This window comes from Actinomycetota bacterium, from assembly GCA_004297305.1.
GTDB lineage: Bacteria > Actinomycetota > Actinomycetes > S36-B12 > FW305-bin1 > FW305-bin1.
Genome location: SCTR01000010.1, coordinates 136,249 through 151,454 on the forward strand (window position 1 = coordinate 136,249; position 15,206 = coordinate 151,454).

The 15,206-nt window shown below is 65.5% G+C and carries 10 protein-coding genes; 6 read left to right on the plus strand and 4 right to left on the minus strand.

Translation table 11 applies throughout. The features are described 5' to 3' along the window. Positions 1-71 precede the first annotated feature (71 nt). Genes EPO13_10475 through EPO13_10490 form a run of 4 tightly spaced genes read left to right on the plus strand, consistent with a single transcriptional unit; the run spans position 72 to position 3,605 of the window. The gene (locus tag EPO13_10475) at positions 72-614 is read left to right on the plus strand and encodes a hypothetical protein (GenBank protein ID TAK68526.1); all 543 of its coding nucleotides are present in this window, start codon (positions 72-74) and stop codon (positions 612-614) included. After that, a complete protein-coding gene (locus EPO13_10480) occupies positions 611-1,711 on the plus strand; it encodes an HlyD family efflux transporter periplasmic adaptor subunit (protein ID TAK68527.1) in 1,101 nt (366 codons plus the stop codon). The genes EPO13_10475 and EPO13_10480 overlap by 4 nt, the downstream gene beginning before the upstream one ends. Beyond that, complete coding sequence (locus EPO13_10485) at positions 1,708-2,400, plus strand: ABC transporter ATP-binding protein (GenBank protein TAK68528.1); 693 nt, start codon at positions 1,708-1,710, stop codon at positions 2,398-2,400. Before EPO13_10480 ends, EPO13_10485 begins: the two co-directional genes overlap by 4 nt. Continuing rightward, complete coding sequence (locus tag EPO13_10490; GenBank protein TAK68529.1) at positions 2,400-3,605, plus strand: ABC transporter permease; 1,206 nt, start codon at positions 2,400-2,402, stop codon at positions 3,603-3,605. The genes EPO13_10485 and EPO13_10490 overlap by 1 nt, the downstream gene beginning before the upstream one ends. A gap of 67 nt (positions 3,606-3,672) precedes the next feature. On the opposite strand, the gene EPO13_10495 is transcribed toward EPO13_10490, so the two are convergent. Next, a complete protein-coding gene (locus tag EPO13_10495) occupies positions 3,673-4,251 on the minus strand; it encodes a GNAT family N-acetyltransferase (protein ID TAK68530.1) in 579 nt (192 codons plus the stop codon). 179 nt (positions 4,252-4,430) lie between these two features. On the opposite strand from EPO13_10495, the gene EPO13_10500 reads away from it, so the two are divergent. Continuing rightward, positions 4,431-5,018, plus strand: coding sequence for a deaminase (locus EPO13_10500; GenBank protein TAK68531.1), 588 nt, complete (start codon positions 4,431-4,433; stop codon positions 5,016-5,018). 84 nt (positions 5,019-5,102) lie between these two features. Continuing rightward, the gene (locus EPO13_10505; protein ID TAK68532.1) at positions 5,103-5,372 is read left to right on the plus strand and encodes a hypothetical protein; all 270 of its coding nucleotides are present in this window, start codon (positions 5,103-5,105) and stop codon (positions 5,370-5,372) included. Positions 5,373-5,463: 91 nt separating this feature from the next. Here EPO13_10505 and EPO13_10510 read toward each other — a convergent pair whose 3' ends face one another. Genes EPO13_10510 through EPO13_10520 form a run of 3 tightly spaced genes read right to left on the minus strand, consistent with a single transcriptional unit; the run spans position 5,464 to position 15,039 of the window. After that, complete coding sequence (locus EPO13_10510) at positions 5,464-8,805, minus strand: ATP-binding protein (protein TAK68533.1); 3,342 nt, start codon at positions 8,803-8,805, stop codon at positions 5,464-5,466. A gap of 1 nt (position 8,806) precedes the next feature. Further along, positions 8,807-11,614 carry a DUF1156 domain-containing protein gene (locus EPO13_10515; GenBank protein ID TAK68534.1) on the minus strand — a complete coding sequence of 936 codons (2,808 nt, stop codon included), beginning with the start codon at positions 11,612-11,614 and terminating at the stop codon, positions 8,807-8,809. Then, positions 11,506-15,039, minus strand: a complete 3,534-nt coding sequence (locus tag EPO13_10520) for a DUF3883 domain-containing protein (GenBank protein TAK68535.1) — start codon at positions 15,037-15,039, stop codon at positions 11,506-11,508. Before EPO13_10520 ends, EPO13_10515 begins: the two co-directional genes overlap by 109 nt. Positions 15,040-15,206: the final 167 nt, after the last annotated feature.

Consider the following 15,206-nt stretch of genomic DNA (forward strand, 5'->3'; position numbering starts at 1 on the left):
GCGAAACAGCCCGATCGCTTTCCTTGCTGGCAGGCCGAGACTGGTCGGCCGCAGAGGAGCGGGGTGGATCGATGAAGAACAGAACCAGGTTCGCCTGGGCGACGTGGACGGTCGCTGTCGTGATCGCGCTGGCCGGCTGCGGGAGTTCCGGCACCGGCGAGCAGGTGGCCTCGGTGGCGACGGGACCGAGCTCGACCACGAGTGCCAGCCCGGGTACGACGGGGAATCTCACCGCGGCGGAGCAGGGCCTCAAGTTCGCCCAATGCATGCGTGAACACGGCATCGACATGGCCGACCCCGAGGTGGGCAGCGACGGTCGCCTGAAGATCACGCTCAACGGCAAGCCAGGGCAGAACCTCGATGCCGCGCAAGCTGCCTGTAAGGACCTGCTCCCCACCCAGCCCGACGGTGGCGGCCCCGGCCCGGCCCAGGACGAGAACATGCTCAAGATGGCGCAGTGCATGCGGGAGAACGGCGTAGCCGCCTTCCCCGATCCGCAGTCCGGCGGCGGAATTCTCGACGAGACCGTCATGAAGGATCCGGACTTCGAGGCCGCCCGGGACAAGTGCGAGAAGCTCTACTTGCCCAACGGAGCCCGACGGGCCGCGTCATGACCGACGACTTGCCGACACCGGTGCCGACCCCGACGCGACGTCGGCGACGAGGCGGGACGGTGGCGTTGGCCGCGACCGTCGTCGTCGTGGCGGGCGTCGTGGTGGCGGTGACCGTCGGTTTCGGTGGCGCCCGCGGCGCCACGCCGGCGGCCAGCTCGCCGTCGGCGACCGCCACGGTCACTCGACAGACCCTGAACGACACGGAAACCTTCGGTGGCACTCTCGGTTACGGCGAGACCAGCACGCTGAACTCACAGCTGGCAGGCACGGTCACGTGGTTGCCGGAGCCGGGGACCGTCGTACGGCGCAATCAGCGGTTGTTCGACGTCGACGACGACCCGGTGATCCTGCTCACCGGGTCGTTGCCGGCCTATCGCCCCATGTCGATCGGCACGAAGGGCCTCGACGTGAAACAGCTGGAGGAGAACCTCAAGGCGCTGGGCTACAGCGGATTCGTCGTGGACCGGACGTTCACTGCCGGGACGGCCGCCGCGGTGAAGGCGTGGCAGGAGGACCACGGGATACAGCCGACCGGCCGGGTCGACCTGGGTCGCGTGGTCTTCTCGCCGGGCGCCGTCCGCGTCGAAGCGGTGAGCGCCGCGCTGGGGCAGACGTTGACAGTCGGCCAGGCCGTCCTGGAGCTGACCGGCACGACCCGAGTCGTGACGCTGTCGCTGGACGTCGCCGACCAGCGGCTGGCCAAGAAGGGCAGCGCGGTCACCGTCGAGTTGCCCGACGGCACCCGCCTGAAGGGGCAGGTGGTGGCGGTCACCACGCAGATCGAGCCTGCTGAGAACCCTGACGACGAGGACAAGACCACGCTCGCGGTGACCGTCTCGCTGACCGACGCCGCAGCGGGCAAGGATCTGGATGTCGCCACCGTCGAGGTGGAGTTCACCGCAGCGCAGCATCGGGACGTCCTGACCGTTCCGGTTGCCGCCCTGGTCGCCTTGGCCTCCGGTGGCTACGGCGTGGAAGTGGTGGACGGGTCCGGCAGTGACTACGTCGCGGTGACCACTGGGCTGTTCGCCGACGGCCGGGTCGAGATCAGCGGTGACGGCATTGCCGAGGGCGCCAAGGTGGGCGTGCCCCGATGATCGAACTGACCGACGTGACGAAGGTGTATCCCGGGGATGTCACCGCGCTGGCTTCGGTCGACCTCCGCATCGACAGCGGTGAGTTCACCGCGATCGTGGGCCCGTCCGGTTCCGGCAAGTCGACGATGTTGCACGTCCTGGGCGCGCTGGACCGGCCCACGACCGGGCGCGTGGTGATCGACGACAACGACATCGCAACGTTGTCCGATCGCCAGTTGTCGGCCCTGCGCGCCCGGCGCATCGGATTTGTCTTCCAGCAGTTCCATTTGGCGCCCAGCGTCGCCGCGGTGGACAACGTCGCAGACGGCCTGCTGTACGCCGGCGTCCGTCGTTCCCAGCGGCGGGAGCTGGCGGCAGCAGCGCTGGACCGGGTCGGTCTCAGCCATCGGCTGGATCACCGACCGCACCAGTTGTCCGGTGGGGAGCGCCAGCGCGTCGCCATAGCCCGTGCCGTGGTGGGAGATCCGCCGTTGCTGCTGGCCGACGAGCCGACGGGCAACCTCGACTCTGTCGCCGGAACTGCCGTGATGGGCCTGCTCCGCCAGTTGCATTCGTCCGGGACGACGATCGTCGTCATCACCCACGACCGGGAGATCGCCGCCAGCCTGCCTCGACAGGTGCAGATGCGGGACGGACACATCCTGGATTCGCGCGCCACGGTGACCACCTCGGCGGGAACGGACTCCTGATGGACAGCCGGAAACTCGTCCCGGCGCGCCTGCGCGCCACCGATGTCGTTCGCGTCGGCGCCTCCGGGCTGCGCACCAGACCCACCCGAGTCCTGTTGTCGGCGTTGGGTATCGCGATCGGTATCGCCGCGATGGTCGCCGTTGTGGGGATCTCGTCGTCGTCGCAGGCCGACCTCGACCGTACGCTGGCCTCGTTGGGGACGAACCTGCTGACCGTCACGCCGGGCCGTACGCTCGCCGGCGCCGACGCGACCTTGCCCGAAGCGGCAGAAGCGATGATCGACCGGATCGGCCCGGTGACATCGGTGTCAGCGGTAGGCAAGATCGCCGATGCGAAGGTCTTTCGCTCCGACCAGATACCGAAGGTACAGACCGGAGGATTGTCGACGTACGCCGCGCGACTCGGCCTGCTCGACACGATCGGCGGCCACGTGCGCGACGGTCGCTGGTTAAACGAGGCGACGAGTCACTACCCAGCCGTCGTGTTGGGTTCAACGGCAGCCGCCCGGTTGGGAATCAACCACGCCAGCCCACAGATCCAGATCCTGGTGGGCGGCAGGTGGTTCACCGTCGTCGGCATCCTCGATCCGGTGGCGCTCGCGCCCGAACTGGACACCGCCGCGTTGATCGGCTGGCCGGTCGCGACGGAGGAGTTCGACTTCGACGGCCGGGCCAGCATCGTCTACACCCGCTCCGACGACAGCCAGGTCGAGGCCGTCGGCGCGGTCCTCGGGCCGACGGCGAATCCTGAGGCGCCCAACGAGGTCGAGGTATCCCGCCCGTCGGACGCGCTGACCGCGCAGCGAGCCGCCGGTGCAGCGTTCACCGGACTGCTGCTGGGGCTGGGCGCGGTCGCCTTGCTCGTCGGCGGCGTCGGGGTGGCCAACACGATGGTGATCTCGGTTCTCGAGCGTCGGGCTGAGATCGGCCTACGCCGCTCGCTGGGTGCCACCCGTGGGCAGGTCCGCACCCAGTTCCTCACCGAGTCGCTGTTGCTGTCCGCGCTGGGCGGGTTGGGCGGTGTGGCACTGGGAATCGTCGTCACCGCGGGGTACGCCCGCTACCAAGGATGGCCGACGACGGTGCCGGCGTGGACCACGGTCGGCGCCGTTGTCGCCACGGTCCTCATCGGCGGTATCGCCGGCCTCTATCCGGCGCTACGGGCGGCCCGGCTCTCTCCCACCGAGGCCTTGGCTGTGCCGTGACGATTCCGGGAGCCGGGCGCCCTGCGTGGCGCTCCGGCACGTGGGCGGCAGCCGTGCAGGGTGGTCCCTACGACAGGTCGCGGCGCATCAGGACACGGGGAAACCCGCCGCTGACCGACGACGTGGGTGCGGCGTAGCTGAATCCGGCGTCCTCGAACAGTTTTCGGGTCCCGACGTAGGCCATGGTGAGGTCGACGCGGGCGCCGTTGTTGTCCACCGGGTACCCCTCGACTGCGGGAGCGCCGCGCTCCCGCGCATAATCCACGGCGCCACCGAGTACGGCGTGCGCCACGCCACGACCGCGGTATCCGGGTCGGACCCGGACGCACCAGATCGACCAGACCGGTAGCTGGTCGACGTGCGGGATCTTCTTGGACCGGGCGAACGGCAACTGCGAGCGAGGAGCCACCGCAGCCCAGCCGACGACGACGGATTCCTCGTAGGCGAGGACGCCGGGGGCGACGTCCCGTGAACACAAGTTCTCGACGTAGCGGCCGCGGTCCGGACCGACCAGCGAACGGTTCGTGGCGGCATCGAGCCGATGGCTGAGGCACCAGCACACCGAGGACGTGGGGTTCTTCGGTCCGAGCATGACGGCGACGTCGGCGAAGCGTTCGGCGGACGCTGGTCGAATGTCGAAGCTCATGGGGCCTCCCCTCGGCACCTTGCCGGCTGCGGAGTGCCCCGCCGTACCCGGGGTCCGATAGTAGGTCGATTCTGTGGACGGATGGCGGCAGTCCGAGCGGCAGCAGTGTCCGCTGACCTCGACTGGGCGTTGGCTAGGAGTACTTACCGGCGGGGCAACTGTCATCGAGGAGGTCGACGATGGGCAAGGTCCTCACCCACATGACGATGTCCCTGGACGGGTACATCGCCGATCCGACGGACCAGGTCGGAGAACTCTTCGAATGGTACGAAGCCGGCGGGACGCCGGTACGAACCGCTAACAACGGCATCTCGTTTGCGGTGGACCAGGACAGCGCTACGGCGCTACACGAGCTGACGGACAACTCCGGCGCCCTCATCAGCGGGCGGCGCCTGTTCGACATCACGAACGGCTGGGACGACAACCATCCCATCGGCGCGCCGGTCGTCGTGGTCACGCATCGCCCTCCGGTTGACGCCGCCCAGAAGTGGCCGACGACTACGTTCGTGGCCGGAGTTCCGGAGGCCGTCGAGGCGGCTCGCCGGATCGCTGGCGACCAGAACGTGATCATCTCCAGTGCGGACATCATTCAGCAGGCGCTGCGTCTCGGACTGGTCGACGAGGTATGCGTCAGCCTGGTGCCGGTGCTGTTCGGCGACGGAATCTCGTATTTCGGCGGCCTCGACCAGCATCACCTGATGCTGGAGAATCCCACCGTGGTCCAGGGCAATCGGGCCTTGCACCTGAGATACCCGGTGCGCCGGTAGCCGGCGCCGCACGACAGTTCCCTGGACCCGCGGGCCGGAGGCGTCGCCCCGGTACCATCCGCGACATGAGCGGCAGCCGATCCGATGCCGACCACGTGGCCGATCTCCTCGGCGCTGCGGACGACACCGAGGTTCGGCGCGCTGCGCGTCGAGGAGCGCTTCGAGCGCGAACAGTTGTTGGGCAAGAGCATCGACATACAGGCCCGCAAACTGTCCTGGAGCCCACGCGACATTGTTGCCACCATTAGGTGCGAACGCATTGAACTGCTCGGCGTCAAGCTGGCCTGCGAATCCTGCGACGGAACTGTCCCAAGGCTCGCACCGAGCTCGATCCACGCAACTCCAAGCAGATGACACGCCTGGCTGAACTCCTTCAAGCGCTCGGCGACCCCTTCCGGGACGTGGACCCATGCGCGATCGAACGCGTCATCAGCGGACATCGAGATCAGTCCATCGACCAGTCGTCGTCCTCGAAGCCGAGGGTCTTGAGGTTCTCGCGAATAGCCGTGCGCTGGTCCTCGGTGAGCTTGTCAAGCTGGTCGGACTCGATGTCGAGGGAGACCCGGATCGGGATTTCGCTGGTCACGAAGTGGGAGACGATCTCCTCGTAGATCTGGCCCACGTCGCGGACGACTCGATTGGTCGTGAGGTCCTTCGTCGCCTGGAATCGCTTGGGCACCGTTGCCACTCGGGGTGCGGGCGGGTTCGACGGGTCAGTGGACGTCTCGGTGTCGGCGTCCTCCGGGGCCTCCTCGGTGTCGGTCTCGTCCTTGGGCTTGGTGTCCTTGGCGATGAGTTCCAAGGCGACCTTCGGGTCGACAAGCAGGCCGCCCTGGCGGACCGCGGTCGGGTTGGTGACGGTCAGACCGACGAACCGACCGTCCTCGTATGAGTCGGCGTAGGCGAAGCCGTCGAGCTCGATGCTGAGCACCTCGTCGAGGTGCCAGACCACGTCCATGACGACCTTGGGCTGCACGACCTTGGGCATGTAGACGTACTGGCTGAAGTATCCGACGACCGTGTCGACGGGCACGTACGGCTTGTCCTTCCACAGGTTGAGCCTGTTGATCTGCATGCGCAGCAGTGACGGCGAGAACGAGCGCACGACGAACTCACCCGCATCGGCCTTCTTCGTCACCCGCTCAGCGAGCGTTCCGTCACCGTTCATCAGGATCGACTCCAGCTCGATCTCCGACGAGCCAGGCTCCTGCGTCGGCACCAAGATCCAGCGGTACGCCTCGCGGATCGAGTCCGCCACGGTCTGCTTGGCTTGAGCGACCCGGGACTCGGCGACCTTGATGTTGTGCTGGTCGAGGTTGAGTGAGTCCTTGTTCTCCAAGATGTACTCCCACGCCATGCGCTGTCGTACGGCGTTGATGAGTACGTCGATCCGGTCTACCTCGGGAGCGAGGAACACGAGGCTGTTCTTGTGGATGCGCGCGTTCGTACCGCGCTTGGTGAGGAACTCGGTCGACGCGTCCTCGGCGACTGACCGTCCGCGCTTGGAGAAAGGGCGGTCCGGGCCGAAGATCACGAGGCCGATGCCGGGGTCGTCTTCCACGTCGATGCTGCCGTGCGGGAAGCGGTGGACCCGTTCGAAGAGCCCCTTGTCCGTCTCCTGTCGGACAACGGCGGCAAGCTCATCGAAGACCTGGTCCTCGTGGTAGGAATCGGCGCGCTCCTGAACAATCTGGGCAACCGTCTGCTGCAACGACAGCCAGTAGCGGTCCTGGTCTCGGTTCATGTACTTGCCGAGGTCCCCCAGCCGCCGCAGGCCGTCGGTGATGTGGGCGGGGTTGTCGCCGGGGTAAGTCGACCCGAGCACGACGCGCTTCTGTTCGATGCCGCGGATCGTTGCCGCGCTCCCATCACGCTGGCGAAGGTTCGCCATCGGCGCCGTGCCCAGGAAGACGCAACGTGCTGCGCGCTTGGTCGCCATCGACTTCCCGAGGATCTTGATCTCACTGTCGACCACGTTGGCCGTCGACGTCTCACCGGCAACGTCCGCGTCGACGATGGGCTTCCAGGAGTCATCGAGGTGATTGGCGAGCTCGTCGAAGACCTTGGCACTGTCGAGCGGGATCGAGGCAGGCAGAATCATCGGAGACTTGTCGCCGCTGATCCACAACGCGTAGACGACCGTCGCCATCAGGCGCAGCACACCACGAGTGCGCTGGAAGCGCTCCAACGTCGACCAGTCCTTGTACAGCCGGTCGAACAACTCGGGGTGGATCGGGTACGCGGTCTTCATCGACGCCCGATAGCCGGGCTGCATCACTTCGCTCGGGACATCGGATGCATAGCGCAGGTAGTGATCCGTGAACTTCAGTACCACAAGTTCACGAGCCGCATCCTGCTCCCGACCGAAAGGCTTGAAGACCCGGCGCCGGACAATCTCGAACGACTCCTCGATCGTCGCCGGCTGCCACGCGGACTCCACACGGTGGATCACTGAACGCAGATGCCGGAGCGCCTCCAAGCCTGCGGTGCCGCCGACCTCGTGCTCGTTCTCGATCGGCGCTTCCGCGCCCGCCATGTCCCGCACCACGTCCGAGGCAGGCAACGAGACCACGAGGAGAGCCGTCGGGACCGACTTCACTGCCTCGGTCAGCGACTGAACGAACGTCATGTGTCCGTCGAATGTGCCGGCCGGAGCCGTCTTCTCGCGTGACCACAGTTGCCGCAGGTAGGCGACCCACTCGTCTATCAGGACGATGCACGGGCCGTACTTCGCCAGCAGATCAGCGATGGCCGTCGTGGTGGGGGGAACAGACTGCTCGTCGTAGCGAGCGACCTGGTCGTAGCCCTTCTTGCCGCCGAGCTGGTACGCCAGCTCGCCCCACAGCGTGTTGACCGTGAATCCCTCCGGCTTCGGCATGCCGAGGATAGAAAGGTCGTTCCCGACCAGAACAGCGCGGTTGACCTTGGCGGGCAGTTCGTCGATGCCGATGCCGTCCAGGAGCTCACGCATCCCCGGAAGCTTCTCGGCCGAGAGCCCGGACGCGGCGTGATAGACCGCGAGTAGTGAGTGCGTCTTGCCGCCGCCGAAGGTCGTCATCAGGTCGATCACCGGCTCGCCGCCACCACCTGAGAGGCGCCGGACCGCCTGCTCCAGCAGGTACCGAAGGCCGCGCGTCAGGTAAGTCCGGCCGAAGAACTCCACGGGGTCGCCGTACTCAGGACCTGCGACACCCTGATGCACCTGGCGGAGGTCCGCCGCGAACTGGGCGAGCTCGAAAGTCCCACGCGCCACGTCGTCGTGCGGTTCGACCACATCGCGCCACGCGGGCAATCCGGTCGAGTCAACCTGGACCGAAAGCGCCTTCTCCTGCGCACGCTGGAGTCGCTTCTGGTCCTCCTCGAACATGAGCCGCCGGAACTCGCGGCGCATCTCCTCAGCCTTGTCCGCCTGCTGCACAGCCCCGATAGAGCGAAGGATGTGTTCGGCGTCCATGAGTACGCGCTCGGTGCGTTCGGAGGAGATGCGCTCACCGTGAGCCCACTCCTTGCGCGCATCCCACAGTGCTGAGACCGCTCGCTTGTCCTCAAAGGAGAGCTGGTCCCTGAACAGCCCGTGCCACTGCTTGTCGAAGACCCAGAACAGGTACGCCGGATCGGACTGGTTCGGTGTCGCCTCACGCCCAGTCAAGCCAGCTGTTCGGCCGACCTCGGCGGCCCATCCGTCTCCATACTTCGCATGGAGCGCAGTGATCATCCACGGGCCGAGACCCTCGGCCACCAGATCAAGGGCGCGACCCACACGCTCCTTGTTAGTCAGTGCCGCCATGTCAGAACAACCCCTCTGCAGTCACGCGCCCGTCACCGCTCAGTCGCAGGAGTTCAGACCAAGAGTTGATCAACGCGTTGTAGCGCTCCTGATCCGCGGTTCGGGCCTTCGCCGCCGCGATGTCGTGGAGCCGGTATACCAGAGTCATCGCAGGATCCTGGAGGTCTCCGAGTTCGGCCATGAGCTTGGCGGCCTCCAACTCGCCACCTCCGTCTATGAGGCGATCGGCCAAGTGATGGACGGCTTCCCAAGCGGTAGGGAGGATGTCCTTTCCTGGAGTCCAGCCGCGGTCCAGCCCCTGGGCTCCACGCAACTGAACCTTATTCGCCTGGCTTGTGACGACCTGAGCCCGCACGACGTCATCGACGCTGATACCCAAGGGGCGGACTGTCTTGTCAGCATCGCCAAACGACGCTGCCTGCCACCCATGTGCCTCCCACCACCGGACCGCGAAGCGCGACGCCGCGTCGAGCTCCCCCTCCTGCTCATCGAGCACCTCAGCCAGCGCCGCGTTGATCAGGCTGAGGGCATGTTCAACCGAGACAGGACTTCCCGACTGGTCCAGCACCGCGCGATAGCGCGAATAGATCTCCATCCCAGGGCCCATAGCAGCTTGTGCGAGGTCAATCGGGAGGATCGAGGCTGCTTGAAGGTCGCGAACTGCTGGTGCGAGTTCCCGTCGGAGGGCACGATTGAAGTCTGCAAGGGAGGTACTCGCCGCATTCGACTCTCTTGGTCGGCACACGAGGACGATGTAGGTAGCGACTGCATTCGCCCCAATTCCTACCATCCGGTTTCCACCGGTGCCGTGGATCGGCCAGGTACCCGTTATCTCCAGACCGGAATCGATGGCAGCCGTCAAGATTGAAGACCACCTCCCAATCTCCTCGCCGGCTCCGGCCTTTTCCTTGGAGGCGTAGACAACAAGCATCGGCAAGCCCGGCCCCATCGACTTCTGCAGGTTCTCAAAAGCCTGGGTGAATCCGGCGATGAAGTAGTCGCGTGCAGCATTCGCATCACCATCGTGCCGAGTTGCAAGCGCGGTGAGCTCGTTGGCCTTCGGGGCTGCGACGGTCGCGTAGAGGTCTGGGTGGATTGCGCGAAGTGCCCGTCGGTGCCAGACATAGAAATAGTCCGAGAGATCGGCATAGCTGATCGCCTCGAAATACGGAGGATCGGTAGCCACCAGGCTATTAGGCCGAAATGCGGTGCGCGCATCCTCGCGAATGACAGTGCCCGTACCGTGGGCCGTCATCGGCAAACCAGCCGCTGCGGACTTGACCGCGCCGACAATCGAGCCAGCACCGAACTCTGGCGTCGGCTCGGCAAAATCCCATTGCATCGGGAGGTCGTGGCGCCCGAAAGCCGGCAAAGGCTGGCCTGCACCCGAACGCGAGTCGATGAACCATCGGACCTGTGAGGATTGATACTGGGCCATTCGGCCAACTGAGAGTCCGAGAAGCGTCGCTATCGCGTTCGCATAGCCTTCGTCGCCTCCATCGGCGAGCACGCCTTCTTTCACGTCGACGACGAGGTCAGCGTGCGTAGCGAGTGTCTTCCACTGTCGCGGGGTGTACAGATCGGCCCACGTTGAGAGTCCATAGAGCCCGACATTGATGGTTGCCTTGCCGACCAGAGGTGGCGCTGACTCAGTCGAATCTTCTGGGACCGAGTTGGCAGCAGCCTCGTCAGCCGGCGTGGCCGACCGGAACCGCTTCTTTCCATTTTCCTCGATGCATACGGCCGTCATCCTTCGCCCTAGCCGGCCGGCAACACCCTCCGACCGCAGGTACTTCCCATCAAGGGTTGATTTGCAGGCCAAACAAGCAAAAACGCCGTTGCCGGTCTTGGGACTCGCGGGCAGGGAACTGATCGGACGTCCCGTGACCACCTGAAGCGAGACACGGTCCTTCTCGATCCGGGGCTCGACCCAAGCAGTCTCCCCTTTGCGTTTGGAGAGCAGCCACGATGTCGTCAGCACCGTCTCAGTGCCACAGGTCGGATTCGGGCAGACAGCGGTCCGAGCCCACAGCCACGCGACTACGCGCTCAGTGACTCGCGAGTTGTAGTGCTGCTTAAGGCCCCTCCACGCCCGCTCGCCGATACTTGCCGCGTAGTAGCTGGCGTCCCGAATCAACCCTTCATATCCCTGGTAGGTCCGTGGCTCGAGGTTGAATCCAATATGTCGCTGACCGGAGCGTCCGCCCGGTAATTCAACCTCTGGGTGAAGGGGTTGCCTTCCAAACACGGGCGGGAGCAACTGGCTCAGCGTCCGACTGATCAGCGTTGGAACCGGGTTCAGGTCGGACCCAAACGATTCGAGCCCAAGGCGCTGCGCCTCCACCAGGGTCGACCCGCCACCGCAGAAGGGGTCCATGACGCCCGGCAAGTTCTCGCCGAACTGCTTGCGAAGAATCGCCTGAGCCTCGGCGAGGTCAGCCTCGGCAGGCAGGTCAGCTCCGTGCTGCACCAAGCGCTTGATCAGGTCGAGGAGATATACCCGCTGATTGTCATCTTCCGGGTCGTCTACGAGCGCCGCGAACAGCAGCGCACGCCAAGCTGGCAACGGCATCGGAGCCCACCACTTGTGGAGGTTACGGATCGTCCCCGTCTTACGGCCCTTGTCGGCTTTGCAGGCGGCGTTGATCTCGTCGAGTGGCAGCGCGACCTCGATCAGCTTCCTCTTACGGGTCGTAGCACTCACTCTTGGCTCATCTCTGTTGCGTCGTTCCAGAAGGGTTCCCAGTCGTACTCCACGCGGGCAGCACGGGGATCGATAGGTTGGGTGATCGGGTGTCGTAGGTAACACACTGTGGTGCTGTCGTCGTCGGCGACCTGCACAAGCGCGAGCACGGAGTGGTCACCCTTGTTGAGCGCCGTCACAGCCTCTTGGCGCGTGAGGACGAAGGTCTTGGCGCCGAGAACGCGGCCCTTGACCTCGATGAAATCAATGTGCGTCCCGGTGTCTGACTCGATGTCGTATCCGGGGTTGTTGTGATGCATCTCTGTCGGGCGGTGTCCAAGGGTTCGCTCGGCGCGGAGGACGGCATCGACTGCGAGACGCTCGACGCGCGTGGTCTCGCGAGCCCGAGCGTCGGCACTTTCCGGATCTTCCTGCGCGTCCAGCCAACCGATCGGGACGACCAGGCATGCCCCGGTGACTCGCGGGGGCCGTACGGAGATGTCGCGTTCGAGTTCGAGGTCTTTGACGCGACGGTCCAGGCGCCGAACGAGTGACTCGGCGCGTTCTCGCATTTGAGAGGCCGGCAGCCTTGTCTTCTTTCCGGCACGCTCCTGCTCACCGAGCTCGAACGCGCGTTGGTCCCAATAGTTGATCTCGCGGGTGAGGCGCTCACGGACCAGGCGCTCGGTCTTGTCGACTCGTTCGATCGTGCGCTTGGTGACCTCATCGGCGTGACTTCTCGCGATGGTGACGGACGCTCCACGGATCACTCGCTGGCCGAGGTCGGAGGCTTGCGCCCAGGGTTCGGTGAGGATCTTCCCTGCCAGCGTGTGCTCCTCATCGGTCGGCACCTCGAAGTTGGGGATGGGCGATCCGGTGAGCGCGGTGATGGTCCCGTCGATGTCGATGCGGACGTACTGCGCGCGACGGGAGACCACCCAAGGCTGACCATCTCGGGCAGCGCGGCCGTCGGTGACGTCGTGCTCCAAGAGGCTCACGACGTAGGGCTCTGTCGAGAGGTCAGATCGATCGACGAGTATCGCGCCACGCCGCAGTGCGTCGTGGTGGCGATCGGAGACGACTCCCATCGTGGCGGCCATGAGCGGGTGCCCGGGGTGAAGCAGCGTCGCGAGGTGGTTGTTCCCCTCGACTCGGACGAACTTCGGGTCGAACGTCACGCGGTGATACGAGTCCACGACCGGCTGACCGTAGCCGGTGATCCGGTCGCGCTCCTTGACCTCTGAGGGCACCCGCCTGATCTCGAACCGATGACTCTCCCGCATGCGCAGCGAGCCGCCGACATCGGCGAAAGCTCGGTGGAAGAACGCTTCGACGTGGTGCGGCTGGAGGCGCGCGGCCTCGGCTCGTTCCATCTCGCGGCGCATCGCGTCGATCTCGGCATCGTCCATCGCCGACGGCACGAGCTGGTTGGCGCGCAGCAGCTCAGGGATGCCGTCGGCGATCTTGGGGTCGACTACCTCGGTGAGGTACCGCTGCCGCTCGGGCTTGTTGGCTTCCCGGATGGCGGCGATCATCAGGTCGCGAAGAGCATTGCCTTGGAAGAGCTGCCCGAGGACGTCGTAGACGCGACCGCCGAGCGTGGCGCGCTGCTCTTCGAGCTTCTCCAACAGCCGGGTGTAGACGTCGCCCTCACGGGTGTCCTCGGCGACCAGTGACCACATGAAGCAGGTGTTGGGCTGGCCGATGCGGTGAACCCGGCCGAAGCGCTGCTCGATGCGGTTGGGGTTCCACGGCAGGTCGTAGTTGATGAGCAGGTGGGCGTTCTTGTGCAGGTTCACGCCCTCGCCTGCGGCGTCGGTGGCGATAAGGAAGACGCAGCGTTCGTTCTGCTCGAACGTCTCCTTGGCCTTCTTGCGGTCCTCTCGCTTGGTGCCACCGTGGATGGTGATGACGGCGTCGTCTCGGCCGAGGTGCTGGGTCAGCCGCATCACTAGGTCGTCGAGAGTGTCCCGGTGTTCGGTGAAGATGATGACCTTGCGCCGGGCACCCGTGTCGTCGCGCATCTCGTCGTTGTCGTCAAGCGTGTCGCGCAGCGCATCCCACTTGGCGTAGGTCGGTGAGGACTTCACAGCCGATGACTTGACCAGCAGCCGGTCGAGCACCGCGATCTCGGTCTCCAGCTCTTCCGGCGTGCGGGCGCTTGTGGCCCCAGCGATGGCCTTCTCTTCGAGCGCCTCGCGTTCCTCATCGGTCAGGTCGTCGAGGTCTTCCCAGTCATCAGGGACGTCCACCTCGTCGCGCTTGACCGCGGCGTACATGCGTGACTCGCGAAGCTCTGACTCCAGCCGTGCCTTGCGTCGCTCCAATGAGCGGTGGATGGCCGCCGGCGACGAGGCAAGTCGGCGCTGCAGCGTGGTGAGCGCGAATCCGACCGCGGTGCGTCGCCGCTTGTCACCCTCGATCTGATCGGCGCGGTTCATCTCCTCACGGACGTAGTCGGTGACGGCGACGTACAGCTTCTTCTCGGGCTGCGACAGCTCGTACTTGACTGTGAACGCGAAGCGCTCGGGGAACAGGCGTGTGCCCTCGAACGTCCGAAGCTCCTCCTTGACCAGCCGACGCATGAGGTCGTCGACATCGACCTTGCGGCTTCCCTCGCGGGCGACGCCCTCGAAGCGGTCGGAGTCCAGCAGCGCCATGAAGAGCTGGAACTGCTCCTCCTTACCCGAGTGAGGGGTCGCGGTCATCATCAGCAGGTTGCGCGTGTGTCTGCCGAGCTCCTCGGCCATCTGGTATCGCTTCGTCTTCTTGACCTCGCTGCCCCAGACCGTGGCAGACATCTTGTGGGCCTCGTCGAAGATGATGAGGTCCCAGTCGACCTCACAGGCCTTGTCCAGGATGCCCTCGCTATTGCGGGCCAGCACGTCGAGGCGTGCCAACCACAGGCCACCCCGGGCAAAGGGATTGCCCTCATTGAGAATCCTGTCGCGGGTGAGCATCTCGAACTCAAGGCCGAACTTCTCCCGCATCTCCTCGTCCCACTGATCGACGAGGACTCCTGGGGAAACGACCATGACATTCGCCGCGTCGCCGCGCAGCAACAGCTCCTTGACGAGCAGTCCGCCCATCACCGTCTTGCCGGCACCTGGATCGTCTGCGAGCACATAGCGGAGCGGTTGCTTGTGCAGCATCGTCTCGTAGACCGCCCGCAGCTGGTGCGGCAGGGGTTCAACGTCGCTTGTACCGAGAGCCGCCTGAGGGTCGAAGAGATACGCCAACCGCATGCGACGAGCCTCGGCCGCGAGCAGGAACGCGTTGGCGTCGGCGTCAAAGCTGAACGACAGGCCGGGCCTGACCGCCCGGATGTGGTGGACCGCGTTCGCGTACACGATGCGTTCGGCCGGACCCGACTCGGTCCGGTACATGACGTTCGCCGAGTCGTCCGTCAGCCGCTCTACGGCGACGACCTTGACGGGCTCGGGACCGGCAAGGCCGGTGACCGTTGCACCCACGCGAAGTACGTCGAACAGCGATGTGGCATCGCCCGATTCGTCCACGGATTCCGGGACGCCCTCTGCACCGCCCGTCAACTTGACCTCCTGATCGACAGCCTGCCGACGCTAGTCAGGAGGTCCGACACAGCCGGCTCGCGGGCGCCCAGCGTCAGCACCCCAAGTCATCTTCGCAGGGGCGTGTACATGGATGCGTGAACCTCCGGGGTTCGCGTCTTCTACCGCCGGTTCCGAAACGGTGATGA

Coding starts and splice junctions, on each gene's coding strand:
- EPO13_10490 (TAK68529.1), top strand. CDS start 2,400: ATGGACAGCCGGAAACTCGTCCCGGCGCGCCTGCGCGCCACCGATGTC.
- EPO13_10500 (TAK68531.1), top strand. CDS start 4,431: ATGGGCAAGGTCCTCACCCACATGACGATGTCCCTGGACGGGTACATC.
- EPO13_10480 (TAK68527.1), top strand. CDS start 611: ATGACCGACGACTTGCCGACACCGGTGCCGACCCCGACGCGACGTCGG.
- EPO13_10495 (TAK68530.1), bottom strand. CDS start 4,251: ATGAGCTTCGACATTCGACCAGCGTCCGCCGAACGCTTCGCCGACGTC.
- EPO13_10475 (TAK68526.1), top strand. CDS start 72: ATGAAGAACAGAACCAGGTTCGCCTGGGCGACGTGGACGGTCGCTGTC.
- EPO13_10510 (TAK68533.1), bottom strand. CDS start 8,805: ATGGCGGCACTGACTAACAAGGAGCGTGTGGGTCGCGCCCTTGATCTG.
- EPO13_10505 (TAK68532.1), top strand. CDS start 5,103: ATGCCGACCACGTGGCCGATCTCCTCGGCGCTGCGGACGACACCGAGG.
- EPO13_10485 (TAK68528.1), top strand. CDS start 1,708: ATGATCGAACTGACCGACGTGACGAAGGTGTATCCCGGGGATGTCACC.